The sequence below is a fragment of the Amycolatopsis vastitatis genome, from assembly GCF_002234595.1.
In the GTDB taxonomy this organism is placed as follows: Bacteria; Actinomycetota; Actinomycetes; order Mycobacteriales; family Pseudonocardiaceae; genus Amycolatopsis; species Amycolatopsis vastitatis.
Genome location: NZ_NMUL01000005.1, coordinates 109,216 through 126,906, shown reverse-complemented (window position 1 = coordinate 126,906; position 17,691 = coordinate 109,216). Strand labels below are relative to the sequence as shown.

Below are 17,691 nucleotides of genomic sequence, written 5' to 3'. Positions count from 1 at the left end.
CGACTACCGAAAGTACACGTTGGGCCGTCCTGCGCAAAGAGGTGACCCGGTTTACCGCATGCGTGCGGAGTCCTACTCTACGTAGAGTACGAGATTTTCGACACAGAACTTGCGAGGTTCAAAATGCCCGACGCCGCGACCCGGACCGAACGAGTTCCCGTGGGGGTCGACCCGACCCGAGCGAGCATCGCGCGCGTATACGACGCCTTCCTGCTCGGGAAGGACAACTACGAGATCGACCGGGAGGTCCTGCACAAGGTGCAGAAGGCCGCCCCGGAGGCCCAGGACCTGGCGTTCGAAAACCGGGGTTTCCTCATCCGCGCCTGCCGCTTCCTCGCGAGCCAGACGGGAATCACCCAGTTCCTCGACTGCGGCTCCGGCCTGCCGACCGCCGAGAACACCCACCAGGTCGTCCAGCGGATCAACCCGGACATCCAGGTCGTCTACGTCGACAACGACCCGGTCGTGCTCGCCCACGGCCGAGCGCTGCTCGAGGAGAACGAGAACACCCACTTCGTCGCCGAGGACATCTTCGAGCCGCAGCGGATCCTCGAGAACGAGATCGTCCGGCAGCACATCGACTTCTCGCAGCCGGTCGCGTTCCTCCAGCTGGGCACGCTGCACCACTACAACGGCCCGAAGGAGCGGCCTGCCGAGATCATGAAGGAGTACATCGGCGCGCTGCCGTCGGGCTCGTTCGTGGCGATCTCGCACTTCTTCGACCCCGAGGACGAGGACTCCGCGACCGCCCGCCGCATGGAGGACTTCTTCCTCCACAGCCCGATGGGCTCCGGCACCTTCCGCACCCAGAAGGAGATCGAGGGCCTGTTCGCCGGTCTCGACATGGTGCCCCCGGGCGTGGTCCGGTGCGCCGACTGGTGGCCGGACGGCCCGCGGCTCAAAGAGCTCAACGTCGCCCAGCGGACCATCGCCGGCGGAATAGGCCGCAAGCCGTAACCCTCGCTCCCCTCGCGTCAGACGCGGAGCAGGGGAAGCCAGTGGGAAAGGTCGGCCCGGGTGCCCGACGCGGACACCCGGCCGTCCGCCACGGCCGTGGTCCAGTCCAGTCGCCCGGTGGCCAGTTCGAGCCACGTCCGCGGGTCGGTCTCGATCACGTTCGGCGGCGTGCCCCGGGTGTGGCGCGGCCCGTCCACGCACTGCACCGCCGCGAACGGCGGCACCCGCACCTCGACCGTCCGGCCCGGCGCGTCCGCCGCCAGTGCGCGCAGGCTGAGCCGGACCGCCGCGGCCAGTTCCGCCCGCGCCGGATCGGGCGCATCGCCCTGCAGCCACGGGGAAATCACCAGCACCGCCGCACGTAACTGTCCGGGGTCGACCGAACGCGAAGAGGCCATGGGCAAACAGTAGAGTGGCGCACCAAGAGTTCGCAGGCACACCCGAGAACGTGGGGATGACGATGGCGCAGCGGGACGAGGCGGATCGGACGGTTTCGCAGCAGCCCACCGGAAGCGGAGCCGATCGCCCCGGCGGGCACGGCAAGCACAACCGCGCCGCGCGACGCGAAGGCCGGCAGGCGCGGCGCTCCGGCAAGCACGGCACACCCGAGATCACCGCGGAGATGCGGGAAAACGCCCGCGCCAACCCCAACAGCTGGCTCTACGTCATCGACGAGGCCTTCGACCCGAACGGCCCGGTGCCGTCGTGGGCGGTCGTCGGCGCGTACCCGGTGAACGCCGACGGCGAAGTCGTCGCCGACTTCCACCCCAACGACCGCTACCGCCCCTCGCCCAAGGCGCTCGGCTTCCCCGAGCCGGCGAACGACCTCGAGCGGCTGCTGCAGCTCGTCCGCACCGAGCACCGACCGCCGTCGGACCTGCCGAAGATCGTCCTCGACTCGACGTTGTTCGTATACGCGATGTCGCCGGTGCAGCGGACCGTCGTCGGCTTCCACAACACCGACGGCCGGGTCATGGTGCCCGCCTACACCCGCAAGGCGCTGGTGCCGCGCGAGTGGCCCCACGCGCGGGCCGTGCTCGGCCGGGACATCGTCGGCCTGCTCGGCGGGCACCCCGTCGCGATCAACCCGCACGACCTGATCACGGCGGTCGTGCCGGCGGAGCACCTGCTGAAGGCCATCGCCGACGAACAGCGCTGACCTGCGAGTTTCACTCCACCGAGTGACCATCCGAGTCGCCGATCTGGCGACTCGGGTGCATCGTGAGGCTGAAGAAGTCTCACGAGATCGGTGGGGAGCAAGAGGGTGCTGTGCCGTTCGTTGCCAATCCGGCCACGGTCACGTTCGCTGCCCTTCGCCGCCGTCCTCGCCGCCGCCCTCCTCGTGGCCGGGCAGGCGCCGGCGAAGGCCCTCGACGTCTACGCCGGCGCCGAAGACCACTACGCGGGTTCGCAGATCGCCAAGGTGGAAGGCGTCGAGGCAGTGCCCGGCCTGGTGTACGGGGGCAGCGACCAGCAGCTCGGGCACGACGTCAGCGGGCACCAGGGCCCGGTCGACTGGCCCGGCGCGGCGGGGGCGGGCGCCAAGTTCGTCTACATCAAGGCGACCGAGGGCACCGGCTTCGTCAACCCGCAGTTCGCGCAGCAGTACAACGGCTCCTACAACGCCGGCCTGATCCGCGGCGCCTACCACTTCGCGCGGCCGGACGTCTCCGACGGCGCGTCGCAGGCGCGGTACTTCCTCGCCCACGGCGGCGGCTGGTCGGCCGACGGCAAGACCCTGCCCGGCGCGCTCGACGCGGAGTACAACCCGTACGGCGAGACCTGCTACGGCAAGGACGCGGCGGGCATGGTCGCCTGGATCCGCGACTTCTCCGACACCTACCGCGCGGCGACCGGCCGGTTCCCGACGATCTACACGTCGACGAGCTGGTGGAAGCGGTGCACCGCCAACAACGGCGGCTTCGGCGGCAACCCGCTCTGGATCGCCCGCTACAACACCTTCATCGGCGAGCTGCCGTCCGGCTGGAGCGTGCACACGATCTGGCAGTTCGCCGATCGCGGCACCCTGCCCGGCGACCAGAACTGGTTCAACGGCGGCGCCGACCGGCTGCTCGCCCTGGCCCTCGGCCGACCGGCCGCGGTCCAGTGATAAGTGTTAACCACTGACCAATTGAAGATCAATTGCTCGGGTAAATCACCCACACGTATACCCAATTTCACGGAACTGAGTGACAAACGCCACTTCGTCCTCAACAATCGTGCGCGGGCGGCTACCTGCAGTAAGCCGCTCTCAGCGAGGGTATCTGTGAAGGGATTCCATGATGTCCACATCCCGAAGAGGGCGGTTCCGCGCTGCCCTGGTCGTCCCGGTCACGCTGCTCCTGCTCGGCGGCACGGCCCAGGCGACGACGTTCTCCCCCGAGGTAGACCCGGTGACCGCGATCAACGCGGACATCGCGCAGCACGACCACGAGCTGGGGTCGCAGATCCGGCGCGTCGAAGGCGACTCCTCGACTCCGGAAACGCAGCAGGCGGCTCAGCAGCCGCAGCCGGCGCAGGCCATCCCGAACCAGGTGCTGGCCACCGTGGCCGGGATGGACGTCGCCGGCTACCAAGGCAACGTCGACTGGGCGAGCTGGTGGAACCAGGGCAAGCGGTTCGTCTGGACCAAGGCCACGGAGAGCACCAGCTACACCAACCCCTACTTCGCGCAGCAGTACAACGGCTCCTACAACCAGGGCTTCCTCCGCGGCGCCTACCACTTCGCCACCCCGAACACCTCGAGCGGCGCGGCGCAAGCCCGGTACTTCGTCGCCCACGGCGGCGGCTGGTCGAAGGACGGCAAGACGCTGCCCGGCACGCTGGACATGGAGTACAACCCCTACGGCGCGACCTGCTACGGGCTGAGCAAGGCCGGGATGACGTCGTGGATCCTCGACTTCCACGACACCTACCACTCCCTGACCGGGCGCTGGCCGGTGATCTACACGTCGACGAACTGGTGGGGCCAGTGCGTCAGCGGCGACTTCTCCAGCACGGCCCCGCTGTGGGTCGCGCGGTACTCGTCGTCGGTCGGCACCCTGCCCTACAACTGGGGCTTCTACACCGTCTGGCAGTACACCTCGAGCCCGCTCGACCAGGACACCTTCAACGGTGCCTACGACCGGCTCCAGGCCCTCGCGACCGGCTGATCCACACCTGCCCGGCTCCCGGCCCGCGACGACTTCGCATCGTCGCGGGCCGGGAGCCGGTTTCATGCCGTACCGTCCGAGCTTGCAGAATGCTGCTGTCACGTCCTGGGGAACCGCACACGCCCACCGGACGTCGGAAGCGCACTGACACTCCAGCGCCCGGAAGGCACGAAAGATGACGTACCCGCCTCAGCCGGGCCAGCCCGGTCAGCCCGACCCGTACGGCACGCAGCCGCAGTCCGGCGGCTACCCACAGCAGGGCGGGTGGGACCCGAACCAGCAGCAGCCGTACCCGACGCAGCAGTACCCGCAGGGCTGGGACCCGAACCAACAGGGGTACGCGCCGCCTTCCGGCGGGTTCCCGGCGAGCCCGCAGCCGACGTGGGGAGATCCGCACACGCAGCAGCAGGCGTGGGGTGACCCGAACGCCCAGCAGCAGGCGTGGGCGGATCCGAACGCGCAGCAGTCGGCCTGGGCGGATCCGAACGCGCAGCAGTACGGCCAGCAGGCGTGGACGCCGAACGCGGGCGGCCAGGTGTCCGGCTGGGACCCGGCGACCGGGGGCTACGCGCAGGGTTTCGGCGGGCCGCCGGCGCCGCCGAAGAAGAGCCGGACCGGGATGTGGGTCGCCGTCGGCGCCGCCGTGGTCGTCGTGCTCGCGCTGGTGGGTGTCACCGGCTTCGTCACCCCCGGGTTCTTCCTGTCGAAGGACGAAAACTCCGCCGCGGCCCCGCAGTCGAGCACGTCCGCCAAGCCGTCGGCGCCGAAGACGACCCCCAGGAAGACCACCGCGCCGACCACGAAGCCGTCGACGTCCGACGGCGGCGGCGCCTCGGACGCGAAGGCCCTGCTGCAGTCCTTCATCACCAAGCTCAACGCCGGCGACAACGCCGGCGCGGTCGCGCTGGGCTGCTCCGACTCGAAGAGGCTGCTCGACTCGTGGCTCAGGACGTTCCTCAAGCCGCCGCTGCAGCTGCAGCTCGGCGAGGTGCCGGACGACGAGTACCTGGTCGAGGGCGAGGTCACCGGGACGGCCGCCGGCAAGCCGGTCAAGGGCACGCTGAGCGCGACGAACTTCGACGACAAGGGTTTCTGCATCAGCACCATGCTGGTTTCCTGAGCCGGTGAAGCTGTGGCGATCACCGCTGGCGTGGACGTTCGTGGCCTCGCTGGTGTTGCTGCTCGGGGTCGGCGGCTGGCTGCTGACCGACCCCGCCACCAGCCGCAGTGAGGCGCTGAAGACGGGCGGCCTCGCCGGCGGCGCGATCGTGGCGCTGTACGCGCTGTGGCTGAACGACCGGCGGCGCCGGGTCGAGGAACGGCGCCAGGACATCGAGCGGCGACGGCACGAACTGGAAGCGCAGCGCGCGGAACAGGATCGCGAGCGGGTCGCCGACGAGCGGTTCGCGAAGGCTGTCGAGCTGCTCGGGCACGCGGCCGACCAGGTGCGGGTGGGGGCGCTGCACGCGCTGGCGGGCCTGGCCCGCAGCCGTCCGGAGTACACGCAGACGGTGCTGGACGTGCTGTGCTCGTACCTGCGGCGGCCGTTCCAGCACCCGAGGTACAAGAACGACAGTGCGGAGGACAGCTCGAAGAGGAACAGCAACGACGAGGGCAGCCCGGAGGAGGAGCGCGAGCTCACGGTCCGGCTGACGGCGCAGCGGCTGGTGGTCGGGTTGCTGCCCCCGGCGTCCGAAGCGTCGGCTGAGTCCTTCGACCTGGACCTGACCGGCGCGACACTGGAGTACTTCGACCTGTCGAAGCGCCGGGTCGGAGACCTCTGGCTCCGCTACGCGAGCCTCTACAGCAGCACGAACCTCAGCGGCGCGGTGTTCACGGGCAAGGCGTACTTCACCGGCGCCGGCACGGGATCCGGCAGGCTGGTCGGGATGTTCCGCTGCAAGGGCGCGCGGTTCGAGAGCAACGCGTGGTTCAGCGGCACCGGCTTCGCCGAGCTGGCGGACTTCACGAACACGACGTTCGCGGGCCCGACCACGTTCAAGGACGCGAAGTTCGCGCGGGACGCGGACTTCCAGGGCGTGACCGTGCTCGATTCGCTGGACCTGCGGCGGACTTGTTTCAGCGGTCAGACGGACCTGCGGTTCGCTTCCCTGCCGGACGCGGTTTCGCTGTACAACACACGGGTGCGCGTCGAGAAGGAGATCCGGTTGCCGTCGAGCTGGGACACGGAGGAACTCCCCGACGGCGAAGCTCGGATCGTCGCCAAAGCCGGCTGAGCGGTCGGCCGCCTGAGTGAGAGGCGCCGCTGCGATGTTGTGAACGACTCCTTGACTCTGTCGGGAATCTTGGAAGAGTTGACGTGTCGCGGAGGGTGACCGGTAAGTAACAGTCAGGCTTCTGGGGGTCGGTGAAGTCGCAACTCTCCCCGAGGTGGTCAGATGTCCTTACCGGTTGGTTCTCGGTCCGCAGTGGAGGTCCCGGAGCTCACCGCGCGTATGGCTCGTGCCAGCAATCCCGTTGGTACAACGGCGATGTGGGTGCGTGACCGCCTCGACGGCCTGTGGAAAGACGAGGACTTCGTCGACTGCTACTCGCGTAACGGGCGCCCTGGGCTCTCACCCGCCCAGTTGGCCACGGTGAGCGTGCTGCAGTTCCTGCTGGGCCTGTCCGACCGTGATGCCGCCGAGGCGGTCCGCTGCCGTATCGACTTCAAGTACGCGCTCGGCCTGGAGCTCGACGATCCCGGCTTCCACCACAGCGTGCTCGGCGACTTCCGCGACCGCCTCCTGCGCGACGGGCGGCCCGACCGGCTCCTCGATGTCGCCCTGGCCCGCATGAAGGAGGCCGGACTTGTCCGCGAGCGCACCACCCAGCGCACCGACTCCACCCACGTCCTGGCCGCCGTGCGCGCCCTGACCCGCCTCGAACTGGTCACCGAGGCCGTGCGCGCGGCCCTGGAAGAACTCGCCGGCACCGCCGACCACGCGCTGGACGGCCTGGTCGACGAGCACTGGGGCCGCCGCTACGGCCGACCGGTGCGTCTGGGCAAGAACCCCACCCGACCCAAGACCAGAATCAACACCACCGGGGCAGACGCCCGCCACCTGCTCGAACACCTGAACCGTCATCATCCCGACCTGCTGGACGGTCCGCAGGTGCAGGCCCTGCGGCAGGTGCTGGTGCAGAACTACCACTGGGACCCCACGGGCCGTCTGCGCTGGCGCGACGATGACAAGGACAGCGGTCTGCCGCCTTCCGCGAACCGAATCGTCTCGCCCTACGACCTGACCGCCCGCTACGCGCGTCGAGGGCAGGTCACCCGCTGGACGGGGTTCCTCGCGCACGTGACCGAGACCTGCTCCGGCGACAGCCCCAACGTGATCACCGACGTGGCCACCATGCCCGCCACCAGTTCCGACGCCGAAGTCCTGCCCGGTATCCACACCAGACTGCACCACCGGGGCCTACAGCCGGACCAGCACTTGGTCGACGGCGGCTACACATCCCTGGTCCACCTGGAGCGGGCCGAACGCGAACACCGGATCACCGTCGTGGGACCACTGCCGGGCAACCCCACCCACCAGCACCGTCAGGGCGAGGGCTTCGCCCGCGACGACTTCCGGATCGACTTCGACCGCCAGCAGGTCACCTGCCCGCAGGGCCAGGTCAGCAAGGGCTGGCACGGCCCTTACCCGACATCCTCGCCGATCGCGGCACCGCTGATCGTGGCCCGCTTCACCAAAAGTCAGTGTCAACCTTGCCCTGTCCGGGCCAAGTGCACCACCTCCCGCGACTCCGCACGCAACGTGGGCTTTCCTCCGCGAGAACTTCTCGAACTGCAGTTGCGCAACCGCGCCGAGCGGCAGGAACCGGCCTGGCGCAAGCGTTACGCGGTGCGGTCCGGCATCGAGGGCACCATCTGCGAGTTCGCTCACGGCCACGGCATGCGCCGTTGCCGCTACCGCGGGCAGCCCAAGACCCACCTGCAGCACGTGCTCACCGCCATCGCCGTCAACATCGAACGCCTCAGCCGACAGCCTCCCGGCGACAGTGCGCCCCCACGACCACCGACGGCCTTCCAGGACTACCTCGACCGGCAGGAGATCCCACGCCTGCGTTCCTGGCGAGCCGTCAGCTGACACCGCAGAGACCAAGATCCCCGACAGAGTCAAGGACTCATTCATGGCGCCGGACGACAGGAAAGAGTCGTTCATGACGTTGCGAACCTCGTCCGCGGACTTTCAGGCGCCTCACCGGCGTGAACGGCACGTCGACGGCACAAGCGGCGCCCCACCCAGACCCCTCCCCGCAACCCCGATACGAAGCCAGAACACGGACGGCAGTGCCGGGTCAAGGCACGCTTTCCCGCCTTGACCCGGCACTGCCGTCCGTAGTCACAATCCGGCTTCGGGGTGGTGGGCCAACGAGTGCTTTGCAGAACCACCTGCAACGACACGACTTCGCCGAAGCCCCCGCCCCAGAAACCTCCCCCGCCCTCCCTGGGGGGCGTCCCCAAGTCCAGTCTATCGGTGCGGTGGGACGAAAACCGTGGAATCGCCTCGGCGGCCCCGACCTGTCCACAATCGAGCCCGGCTGTGGACAGGTCGGGTTCCCGGGTCAGTCGAACAGCGCGGGGAGGGTACCCTCCCAGGCTTCGCGCAGCTCGTCGAGCGTGAACTCCGTGATGCCCTGCAGCTCCAGCGTGCCGGACTCCGGGTCCACCACACCCGTCTTGCGCCACGGCAAGCCGCGGGCCGTGCACATCTCCGTGAAGCGCAGCTCTTCCGTGCGCGGGACCGCCACCAGCACGCGGCCCGCCGACTCGGAGAACAGCTGGACGAACGGGTCCTGGTCGCTGTCCAGGAACACGCGGGCGCCGCACTGTCCGATGAGGACGGTCTCGACCAGCGTCTGGATCAGGCCGCCGTCGGAAAGGTCGTGCGCCGCCGAGATCATGCCGTCGCGGGAACCCGCCACCAGGATGTCCGCCAGCAGCTTCTCGCGGGCCAAATCGACCCTTGGCGGAACGCCGCCGAGGTGGCCGTGGAGCTCACGGGCCCACGCCGAGCCGTCCAGCTCGTCGTGCGTTTCGCCCAGCAGCAGCAGGGTTTCGCCCGCCTCCGCGCCGATGCCCGTCGGGATGCGGCGGGTCACGTCGTCGATCACGCCGAGGACACCGATCACCGGTGTCGGGAGGATCGCCGTCGAACCCGTCTGGTTGAAGAAGCTCACGTTGCCGCCCGTCACCGGGATGCCCAGCTCGACGCAGCCGTCCGCCAGGCCGTGCACCGCCTGCTCGAACTGCCACATCACGCCCGGGTCGGTGGGGGCGCCGAAGTTCAGGCAGTCCGACACCGCGACCGGGGTCGCGCCGCCCGTCGCCACGTTGCGGTACGCCTCCGCCAGCGCCAGCTGCGCGCCGCGGTACGGGTCCAGGTACACGAACTTGCTGTTGCAGTCCGTCGCCACCGAGACGCCGCGGCCCGACGACTCGTCGATCCGGATCATGCCGGAGTCCGACGGCTGCGCCAGCACGCTGTTACCCCGCACGTACCGGTCGTACTGCGACGTCACCCATTCCTTCGATGCCTGGTTGGGCGAAGCGATGAGGCGCAACACGTCCGCACGCAGTTCGTCCGGAGTGGACGGACGCGGCAGCTTCGCCGAAGTGTCGGCGATCAAAGAGTCCTGAGTGGACGGCCGCTCGATCGGCCGGTCGTACACCGGGCCCTGGTGGGCGACCGTGTGCGCCGGGACGTCGACGACGACCTCGTCGTTCCACGTGATCACCAGGTGCTCGCCGTCGGTGACTTCGCCGATGTCCGTGGCGATGACGTCCCACTTCCGGCACACCGCCATGAACGCGTCGACGTTCTCCGGCGAGACGACCGCGCACATGCGCTCCTGCGACTCGCTGGAGAGCACCTCCGCCGGGGTCATCCCGGTGGCGCGCAACGGAACCCGGTCGAGGTAGATGTGCATGCCGCCGTCACCGGCCGCGGCCAGCTCCGACGTCGCGCAGGACAGCCCGGCGCCGCCGAGGTCCTGGATGCCGACGACGAGCTTCTGCGCGAACAGCTCGAGGCAGCACTCGATGAGCACCTTCTCGGTGAACGGGTCACCGACCTGGACGCTCGGGAGCTTCTTGCGGCCGCCCGAGGATTCGTCACCCGAAAAGGTGTCACTCGCCAGGACGGAAACGCCGCCGATGCCGTCGAGGCCGGTGCGGGCGCCGAACAGGATGATCTTGTTGCCGGTGCCGGACGCGAACGCCAGGTGCAGGTCCTCGACGCGCATCGCGCCGACGCACAGCGCGTTCACCAGCGGGTTGCCCGAGTAGGACGGGTCGAAGACCAGCTCGCCGCCGATGTTCGGCAGGCCGAGGCAGTTGCCGTAGCCGCCGACACCCGCGACGACGCCGGGCAGCACGCGCTTGGTGTCGGGGGCGTCGGCCGGGCCGAAGCGCAGCGCGTCGGCGACCGCGAGGGGCCGCGCGCCCATCGCCATGATGTCGCGGACGATGCCGCCGACGCCGGTCGCCGCGCCCTGGTACGGCTCCACATAGGACGGGTGGTTGTGGCTCTCCACCTTGAAGGTGACCGCCCAGCCTTCGCCGATGTCGACGACGCCCGCGTTCTCGCCGATGCCGGCCAGCATCTTGGCCTTCATCTCGTCGGTGGCGGTCTCCCCGAAGTAGCGCAGGTGCTTCTTCGAGGACTTGTAGGAGCAGTGCTCGCTCCACATCACCGAGTACATGGCCAGCTCGGCGTCGGTGGGCCGGCGGCCGAGGATCTCCCGGATGCGGGCGTACTCGTCGTCGGCGAGCCCGAGCTCGCGATACGGCTGGGTGTGGTCCGGGGTCGCCCCGGCCCGCTCGGTGGTGTCAACGGTGCTGGTCACGGTGTCCGTGTCAGGGTTCGCCACGGCCGCCAGGATACGTGCCGGGCCCGGGCGCCCCGGACGGTGGGCCGTCGAAATCGGACGGCCCGCGGCCGGTGTGACCGAGCCGACATCGCTGGCGGCCCGGGTGGCCCGATGCGGCCCTGGGACGCTGGGCGCGCCCTGGGGACAACTCGGATGCGCGGGCCCGGAATTGTCGGTCCCCGCGAGTAACGTTGAAACCGGGGGTCCCCCAAGCGGCGGGGGCGCATGAACCAGGCCTCTCCGGCGGCTGGGACGCGGGCGCATGAACGAGTCCCCCGGCAGGGGCGGGCGCGCGAAAATCGGTCGCCTTTGCCCTGGCCTCGGCTTACCGTCGGGAATCGTGCTTTCCGCCACGTATCCCTTTCCGCCGCTGCGGCTGCCCGCACGGCCGAGCGCGAGCCGCTTCCTGCTCGCCGTGTTCCGCGCCCGGCTGGGCACGGTGCTCGGCGCGGCCGCGATCGGTGTCGTCTGGGCGCTTCCGGGTGCGCTGGTGCCGCTGGTGATCGGCCAGGGCATCGGCGCCGTCAGCGCGCACGACGGCGCCGCCGTCGGACGGTGGGCGCTGGCCGCCGCCCTGCTCGGGGTCGTGCAGACGCTGACCGGGACCTGGCTGCACTTCCTCAACTTCGGCTTGTGGCTGCACGGTGCCGGCTCGACGCAACGCGTGGTGTCGGCGCACACCACGCGCGTCGGCGCCGGCCTGCGCGAGCAGACGACCACCGGCAACCTCGTCGCGATCAGCACGACCGACATCAACCACATCGGCAACACCGTCGAGATGACCAGCCGGGCCTTCGGCTCGATGATGGCGTTCGTCGTGGTCGCGGTGTGGCTGATCTCGACGTCGCCGCTGCTGGGCGTGGTCGCGCTGGTCGGCGTGCCGGTCGCGGTGCTGGGCATCGGGCCGCTGCTGGCGCCGCTGCAGAAGCGCAAGACGAAGCAGCGCGAGAAGCGCGGAGACGTCAACGCGCTCGGTGCCGACATCGTGTCCGGCCTGCGGATCCTGCGCGGCATCGGGGGCGAGCGGCGGTTCTTCGCCCGCTTCCGGGAAACGAGCCAGCGGGTGCGGTGGGCCGGCATCGAGGTCGGCAAGGCCGAGTCGTGGCTGGCCGCGGCGGAGATCGCCCTGCCCGGCCTGGTCACCGTGGTGATCACCTGGCTGGGGGCGCGGCTGGCCGTGGCCGGGGAGATCGGCGTCGGGCAGCTCGTCTCGTTCTACGGCGTTTCGGCGTTCCTGATCTGGCCGGTCACCGCGGCGACGGAAGCGGTCGGCTCGATCACGTCCGGGCTGGTCGCGTCGCGGAAGGTCGTCGCGTTGCTGGCCATCCGCCCGAAGCTGGCGGAGCCGGAGACGCCGGTGCCGCTGCCCGAAGGGCCACTGGAACTGGTCGACACCGAGTCCGGGGTCCGCGTCGCGGCCGGACGGCTGACGGTCGTCGACTTCGGCGCCGACGGGGAGGCGGTGGCCGACCGGCTGGCCCGGTTCGCCGACCCGGCCGAGGGCGAAGACGTGCTGGTCGGCGGCGTCCGGGCGGACCAGGTCGCGCTCGCGGAGCTGCGGCGGCGGGTCGTGTACGCGCACAACCAGGACATCTGGTTCTCCGGCGTGCTGCGCGAGCAGCTCGCGCCGGCGCGGCCGAGCGGCGTGGACATCACCGAAGCGCTGTACGCGGCCGACGCCGACGACATCGTCGAGGCGCTGCCCAACGGCGTCGACGAGGTGATCGGCGAGCGCGGGCGCGAGGTGTCCGGCGGTCAGCGGCAGCGGCTGAACCTGGCCCGCGCGCTGGCGACCGACGCGGACGTCCTGGTGCTGGACGAGCCGACGTCGGCGGTCGACGCGCACACGGAGGCACGCATCACCGAACGCGTCGCCGCGCTCCGGCGCGGCAAGACGACAGTGGTGTTCAGTCAGAGTCCCTTGTGGACACACGTGGCGGACGAAGTCTTCACGGCGAAGGTGGTGACGGTATGAAACGGCTTCCCACGGCGTCCCGGCGGGACGTCCGCCGCTGGACGCTGAAGACGGCGGCGACCCACAAACGCGAGTTCGCGCTGCTGCTGGGTTCGCTGGCCGTGGCCACGCTCATCGGGCTGGCCGGCCCGCAGCTGCTCGGCACGCTCGTCGACGACGTCGCGGCCGGCACCACGACCGGGCACGTCGACGTGCTGGCGGTGGCGTTCGTCGCGATCCTGGTGCTCCAGGCGCTGGCGCGGAAGATCGCCCGGATGCGCGGCGCGGTGTTCGGCGAGCTGGTGCTGGCCGAGACGCGCGAGGAGTTCGTCGGGACGGCGCTGCAGCTGCCGCTCGGCACCGTCGAGGCGGCCGGCACCGGCGACCTGCTCAGCCGGGCCACCACCGACCTCGGCCGGATCGACCACGCGGCGCGGTTCGCGGCGCCGGAGATCCTGGTCGCGGCGGTGACCGTGGTGTTCACGGTCGTCGCGATGGTGCTGACGTCGCCGCTGCTGGCGCTGGGCCTGCTGGTCGCGGTGCCGCTGCTGGTGCCGGTCAACATCTGGTACCAGCGGCGCATCCCGTCGGTGATGCAGTGGATGCTGGACCGCTGGGCGGACCTGACGACCAGCGTCCACGAGACGGCGGAAGGCGCGCGCACGGTCGAGGCGCTCGGGCTGACCGGGCGGCGGATCGACGCCGCGCACGACGCGCTGGACCGGAGCATCCTCGGCGAGCGCCGGCTGCGGGTGCTGCAGCTGCGGTGGCTGCCGTCGCTGGAGATCAGCTACGTGCTGCCGCTGGCGGTCATGCTGCCGCTCGGGCTGCTCGCGTACACGCGCGGCTGGGCCGGGCTCGGCGAGATCACCACGATGCTGCTGTACATGCAGGCCATGGCGGCACCGCTCAACGAGGCGCTGTTCTGGCTGGAGGACCTGCAGGTCGCGGCGGCCGCGGCGCGCCGGATCCTCGGTGTCCACACGGTCGCCACGGAGGGCGAGCCGAAGGTGACGGAGGTGCCGCGCGGGCGCGACATCGACGTGCACGGCGTGCGGTTCGCCTACACCGCCGACCGCGAGGTGCTGCACGGCATCGACCTGCGGGTGCCGCGCGGCGAGCGGCTGGCGATCGTCGGGCCGTCCGGCGCGGGCAAGTCGACGCTCGGGCGGCTGCTGGCCGGTATCGCGGCGCCGTCGTCGGGCTCGGTGCGCATCGGCGGCCAGGACGTCTCGGCGCTGGCCGACGACGTGCTGCGCGGCGAGGTCCTGTTGCTGACCCAGGAGCACCACGTGTTCTCCGGGACGCTGCGGCAGAACCTGGCGCTGCCGGCCCGCCGGGCGGGCGGCGACTGGACCGACGACGAGCTGCTCGCGGCCCTGGCCTCGGCGGGCGCGTCGGACTGGGTCGCGTCGCTGCCGGACGGCCTGGACACGAAGCTCGGCTCGGGCGAGCACCCGGTGCCCGCGGCGATCGCGCAGCAGCTGGCGCTGGCCAGGGTGGTGCTGGCGGACCCGCACACGCTGGTGCTCGACGAAGCGACGTCGCTGCTGGACACGGGCTCGGCGCGGGACCTGGAGAAGTCGCTGAACAGCGTGCTGGAGGGACGCACGGTGATCGCGATCGCCCACCGCCTCCACACGGCCGCGGCGGCCGACCGGGTCGCGGTGGTCGAGGGCGGCCGCATCACCGAGCTGGGCCCGCACGAGGAGCTGCTGTCGGCGGGCGGGTCGTACGCGCGCCTGGTGGCCGCGGCCAGCTAGTCCCGGGGTTGTGGACAACTCGCGTCCGCAACCCCGGAACTGTCGGTACCCCCCGATAAACTGGATCCCGGGGGGCCGAGGGCCGCACCCGCGCTAAATCGACCGCCCCCGGATCAGGTCCGCGGCCTTCTCCGCCACCATGACCGTCGGCGCGTTGGTGTTCCCCCGCGGCACCACGGGCATCACCGACGCGTCCACCACCCGCAGCCCCTCCACGCCCTGGACCCGCAGCTGGGGGTCGACCACCGAACCGATGGCGCACGTCCCGACCGGGTGGTACAGCGTCTGCGTGTGCTCGCGGACGTGCTCGGCCAGCTCGGCGTCACTCAAGTCGTGGCGCGTCGGCAGGAACGGCTGGTCCAGGAACCGCGTGAGCGGCCCGGACTTCCCGATCTCGATCAGCGCCCGCAGGCCGGCGATCATCGTGTCCATGTCACGGGAATCCGCGTAGTAGGCCGGGTCGATTTCCGGCTTCCACTGCGGGTTCGCCGACTTCAGCCGCAGCCGGCCGCGGCTGGCGACGTCCACCACGGTCGCCGCCGACGTGAAGCCGGAGACGGTCGGCTCGCGCAGGCCGTTGTCGTAGAACAACGTCGGCGCGACGTGGATCTGCATGTCCGGCCCGGCCAGGCCGTCGGTGGTCGGGAAGAACGCGCCCGCTTCGCCGATGTTGGACGTCAGTGGCCCGCGCTTGGTCAGCTGGTAGCGGATCAGGCCGCGCGGCGTGGCCGCGTCGACGAGGTCGGTCGTCCCGCGCGTGGACCAGATGATCCCGCAGGCCGGGTGGTCGTGCAGGTTCTCGCCGACGCCGGGCAGCGCGGCGACGACGTCGATGCCGTGCTCGCGCAGGTGCTCGGCGGGTCCGACGCCGGAGACCATCAGCAGCTGCGGTGAGTTGACCGCGCCGCCGCTCAAGACGACCTCGGCCGATGCCCGCGCGGTGCGCTCGACGCCGTTGTCCAAATAGGACACTCCGACGGCGCGGGTGCCCTCGAAGACGACGCGGGTGGCGGGCGCGCAGGTCTTCACGGTGAGGTTCGGCCGGTCGAGCGCCGGGCGCAGGTAGGCGTCCGCGGTGGACCACCGGCGGCCCTTCTTGCAGGTCACCTGGTAGACGCCGGCGCCTTCCTGGCTCTCGCCGTTGAAGTCGTCGGTGCGCTTGAGTCCCCACGCGACGGCCGAGTCGACCCAGGCGTGCGACAGCTCGTGGGTGAACCGGCGGTCTTCGACGTGCAGCGGGCCGTCGGTGCCGTGCAGCGGGCCGCCGAGCCGCTGGTTGCCCTCGGCGCGCTTGAAGTACGGGAGGACGTCGTCCCAGCCCCAGCCTTCGGCGCCGTGCTGATCGCGCCAGCCGTCGTAGTCGGCGCGGTTGCCGCGGATGTAGATCATCGCGTTGATCGACGAGCAGCCGCCGAGCATCTTGCCGCGCGGCCAGTACGCGGGCTTGCCCGTGTGCTTCTGCTCGACGGTCTCGTAGTTCCAGTCCCACTTGGTCTTGAACAGCGACGAGAAGGCGGCCGGGATGTGGATCTCGTCCGCGGTGTCCGCCGCGCCCGCCTCGAGCAGCAGGACCCGGGCCGCCGGGTCTTCGGTCAGCCGGTTCGCCAGTACACAGCCGGCGCTGCCCGCGCCGACGATCACGTAGTCGTAGGAGTCCTGGACGGCCACGGCGCCTCCTGTTGGCGAGATGTCAACGACCCATCATGGCGCAGGGCCGCGTAGTCGGCCAGTCTAGGTTTCCCGGTGGGCCCCGCCAGGGGGACGAGAGGGTGAACTATGCTCGCGCAGGTATCCACGACCTGCGTGAATAAGGAGCAGCCTGCCGTGGCCCGAGTCGTCGTCGACGTCATGCCGAAGCCCGAAATCCTCGACCCGCAGGGACAGGCCGCGCTCGGCGCCGCCGGCCGCCTGGGGTTCACCGGGATCACCGAGATCCGCCAGGGCAAGCACTTCGAGATCGAGGTCGACGACACGGTCGACGACGCCACGCTGGAGAAGATCGCCGAAGGCTTCCTCGCGAACCCGGTCATCGAGCAGTGGACGATCAGGCGGGTGGACGCGTGAGCGCCCGCATCGGCGTCATCACCTTCCCGGGCACGCTGGACGACGTCGACGCGGCCCGCGCGGTCCGCTACGCCGGCGGCGAGGCCGTGTCGCTCTGGCACGCCGACGAGAACCTGCACGAAGTCGACGCGGTCGTCGTCCCGGGCGGCTTTTCCTACGGCGACTACCTGCGCGCGGGCGTGATCGCCCGGTTCGCGCCGATCATGACCTCGGTCATCGAGGCGGCGCGCGGGGGCATGCCGGTGCTCGGCATCTGCAACGGGTTCCAGATCCTGTGCGAAGCCGGCCTGCTGCCGGGCGCGATGATCCGCAACCAGGGCCTGCACTTCATCTGCCGCGACCAGTGGCTGCGGGTGGAGAACACCTCGACGACGTGGACGACGCGGTACGAGGCGGGCGCGGAAATCCTCATCCCGATGAAGAACATCGACGGCTGCTACATGGCCGAGCAGTCCACTTTGGACGCTCTGGAGGCCGAGGGGCGCGTCGTGTTCCGGTACGTCGGGGGCAACCCGAACGGGTCGCGGAACGACATCGCCGGGATCCGCAGCGAGAACGGCCGGGTGGTCGGGCTGATGCCGCACCCGGAGCACGCGATCGACGCTTTGACGGGTCCGTCGGATGACGGGCTGGGGATGTTCTTCAGCGCGGTGGACGCGCTCGTGAAGGCCTGAGGGCCGGTCTCGGACCCAACCGCGAAAACGGCACGCGAGGGCACGACCGGCACCCACCCAGACCCCTCCCCACCGCCCCGATACGAAGCCAGAACACGGCCGGTAGTGCCGGGTCAAGGCACAATTTCCCGCCTTGACCCGGCACTACCGGCCGTAGTCACAATCCGGCTTCGGGGTTGGTGGGCGCACGACTGGAGCCGGCCCTCGGCCCCCCGGTATCCAGTTTAGCGGCGAGGACCGAC

The 17,691-nt window shown here is 70.4% G+C and carries 14 protein-coding genes; 11 read left to right on the top strand and 3 right to left on the bottom strand.

Annotated elements, in window-relative coordinates; all coding sequences use genetic code 11:
• Window positions 1-159 precede the first annotated feature (159 nt).
• A complete protein-coding gene (locus CF165_RS04145) occupies window positions 160-957 on the top strand; it encodes an SAM-dependent methyltransferase (RefSeq protein ID WP_167441364.1) in 798 nt (265 codons plus the stop codon).
• Window positions 958-974: 17 nt separating this feature from the next.
• Here CF165_RS04145 and CF165_RS04140 read toward each other — a convergent pair whose 3' ends face one another.
• Window positions 975-1,355 (bottom strand): sterol carrier family protein, encoded by a 381-nt coding sequence (locus tag CF165_RS04140; RefSeq protein WP_167441348.1) that lies wholly within the window; start codon window positions 1,353-1,355, stop codon window positions 975-977.
• 56 nt (window positions 1,356-1,411) lie between these two features.
• Between CF165_RS04140 and CF165_RS04135 the strand changes: the two genes are divergently transcribed.
• The 6 genes from CF165_RS04135 (at window position 1,412) to CF165_RS04110 (ending at window position 8,209) form a co-directional block, all read left to right on the top strand.
• Window positions 1,412-2,116: a type VII secretion system-associated protein gene (locus CF165_RS04135; protein ID WP_093946063.1), complete on the top strand. Its 705-nt coding sequence runs from the start codon at window positions 1,412-1,414 to the stop codon at window positions 2,114-2,116.
• A 120-nt stretch (window positions 2,117-2,236) separates the two neighbouring features.
• Complete coding sequence (locus CF165_RS04130; RefSeq protein ID WP_167441347.1) at window positions 2,237-3,067, top strand: lysozyme; 831 nt, start codon at window positions 2,237-2,239, stop codon at window positions 3,065-3,067.
• A gap of 172 nt (window positions 3,068-3,239) precedes the next feature.
• On the top strand, window positions 3,240-4,109 hold the full coding sequence (locus CF165_RS04125; RefSeq protein ID WP_093946062.1) for a lysozyme: 870 nt from the start codon (window positions 3,240-3,242) through the stop codon (window positions 4,107-4,109).
• 175 nt (window positions 4,110-4,284) lie between these two features.
• Entirely contained in the window at window positions 4,285-5,229 is a 945-nt protein-coding gene (locus CF165_RS04120) for a hypothetical protein (RefSeq protein ID WP_093946061.1), read from the top strand.
• A 4-nt stretch (window positions 5,230-5,233) separates the two neighbouring features.
• The gene (locus tag CF165_RS04115; RefSeq protein ID WP_093946060.1) at window positions 5,234-6,346 is read left to right on the top strand and encodes a pentapeptide repeat-containing protein; all 1,113 of its coding nucleotides are present in this window, start codon (window positions 5,234-5,236) and stop codon (window positions 6,344-6,346) included.
• A 261-nt stretch (window positions 6,347-6,607) separates the two neighbouring features.
• Entirely contained in the window at window positions 6,608-8,209 is a 1,602-nt protein-coding gene (locus tag CF165_RS04110; protein ID WP_205660760.1) for an IS1182 family transposase, read from the top strand.
• A gap of 478 nt (window positions 8,210-8,687) precedes the next feature.
• Here the strand turns inward: CF165_RS04110 and purL are convergent, their stop codons facing one another.
• Entirely contained in the window at window positions 8,688-10,994 is a 2,307-nt protein-coding gene (gene purL, locus CF165_RS04105; RefSeq protein WP_167441346.1) for a phosphoribosylformylglycinamidine synthase subunit PurL, read from the bottom strand.
• A gap of 340 nt (window positions 10,995-11,334) precedes the next feature.
• Here purL and CF165_RS04100 point away from each other — a divergent pair, with 340 nt between their 5' ends.
• Both CF165_RS04100 and CF165_RS04095 read left to right on the top strand, forming a co-directional pair.
• The gene (locus tag CF165_RS04100; protein WP_093946058.1) at window positions 11,335-12,969 is read left to right on the top strand and encodes an ABC transporter ATP-binding protein; all 1,635 of its coding nucleotides are present in this window, start codon (window positions 11,335-11,337) and stop codon (window positions 12,967-12,969) included.
• A complete protein-coding gene (locus CF165_RS04095; RefSeq protein ID WP_093946057.1) occupies window positions 12,966-14,711 on the top strand; it encodes an ABC transporter ATP-binding protein in 1,746 nt (581 codons plus the stop codon). The genes CF165_RS04100 and CF165_RS04095 overlap by 4 nt, the downstream gene beginning before the upstream one ends.
• Before the next feature lie 93 nt (window positions 14,712-14,804).
• Here CF165_RS04095 and CF165_RS04090 read toward each other — a convergent pair whose 3' ends face one another.
• Window positions 14,805-16,379: a GMC family oxidoreductase gene (locus tag CF165_RS04090; RefSeq protein WP_093946056.1), complete on the bottom strand. Its 1,575-nt coding sequence runs from the start codon at window positions 16,377-16,379 to the stop codon at window positions 14,805-14,807.
• A gap of 156 nt (window positions 16,380-16,535) precedes the next feature.
• On the opposite strand from CF165_RS04090, the gene purS reads away from it, so the two are divergent.
• Window positions 16,536-16,775, top strand: coding sequence for a phosphoribosylformylglycinamidine synthase subunit PurS (purS, locus tag CF165_RS04085; RefSeq protein ID WP_093946055.1), 240 nt, complete (start codon window positions 16,536-16,538; stop codon window positions 16,773-16,775).
• A complete protein-coding gene (gene purQ / locus CF165_RS04080) occupies window positions 16,772-17,449 on the top strand; it encodes a phosphoribosylformylglycinamidine synthase subunit PurQ (protein ID WP_093946054.1) in 678 nt (225 codons plus the stop codon). Before purS ends, purQ begins: the two co-directional genes overlap by 4 nt.
• Window positions 17,450-17,691 lie beyond the last annotated feature (242 nt).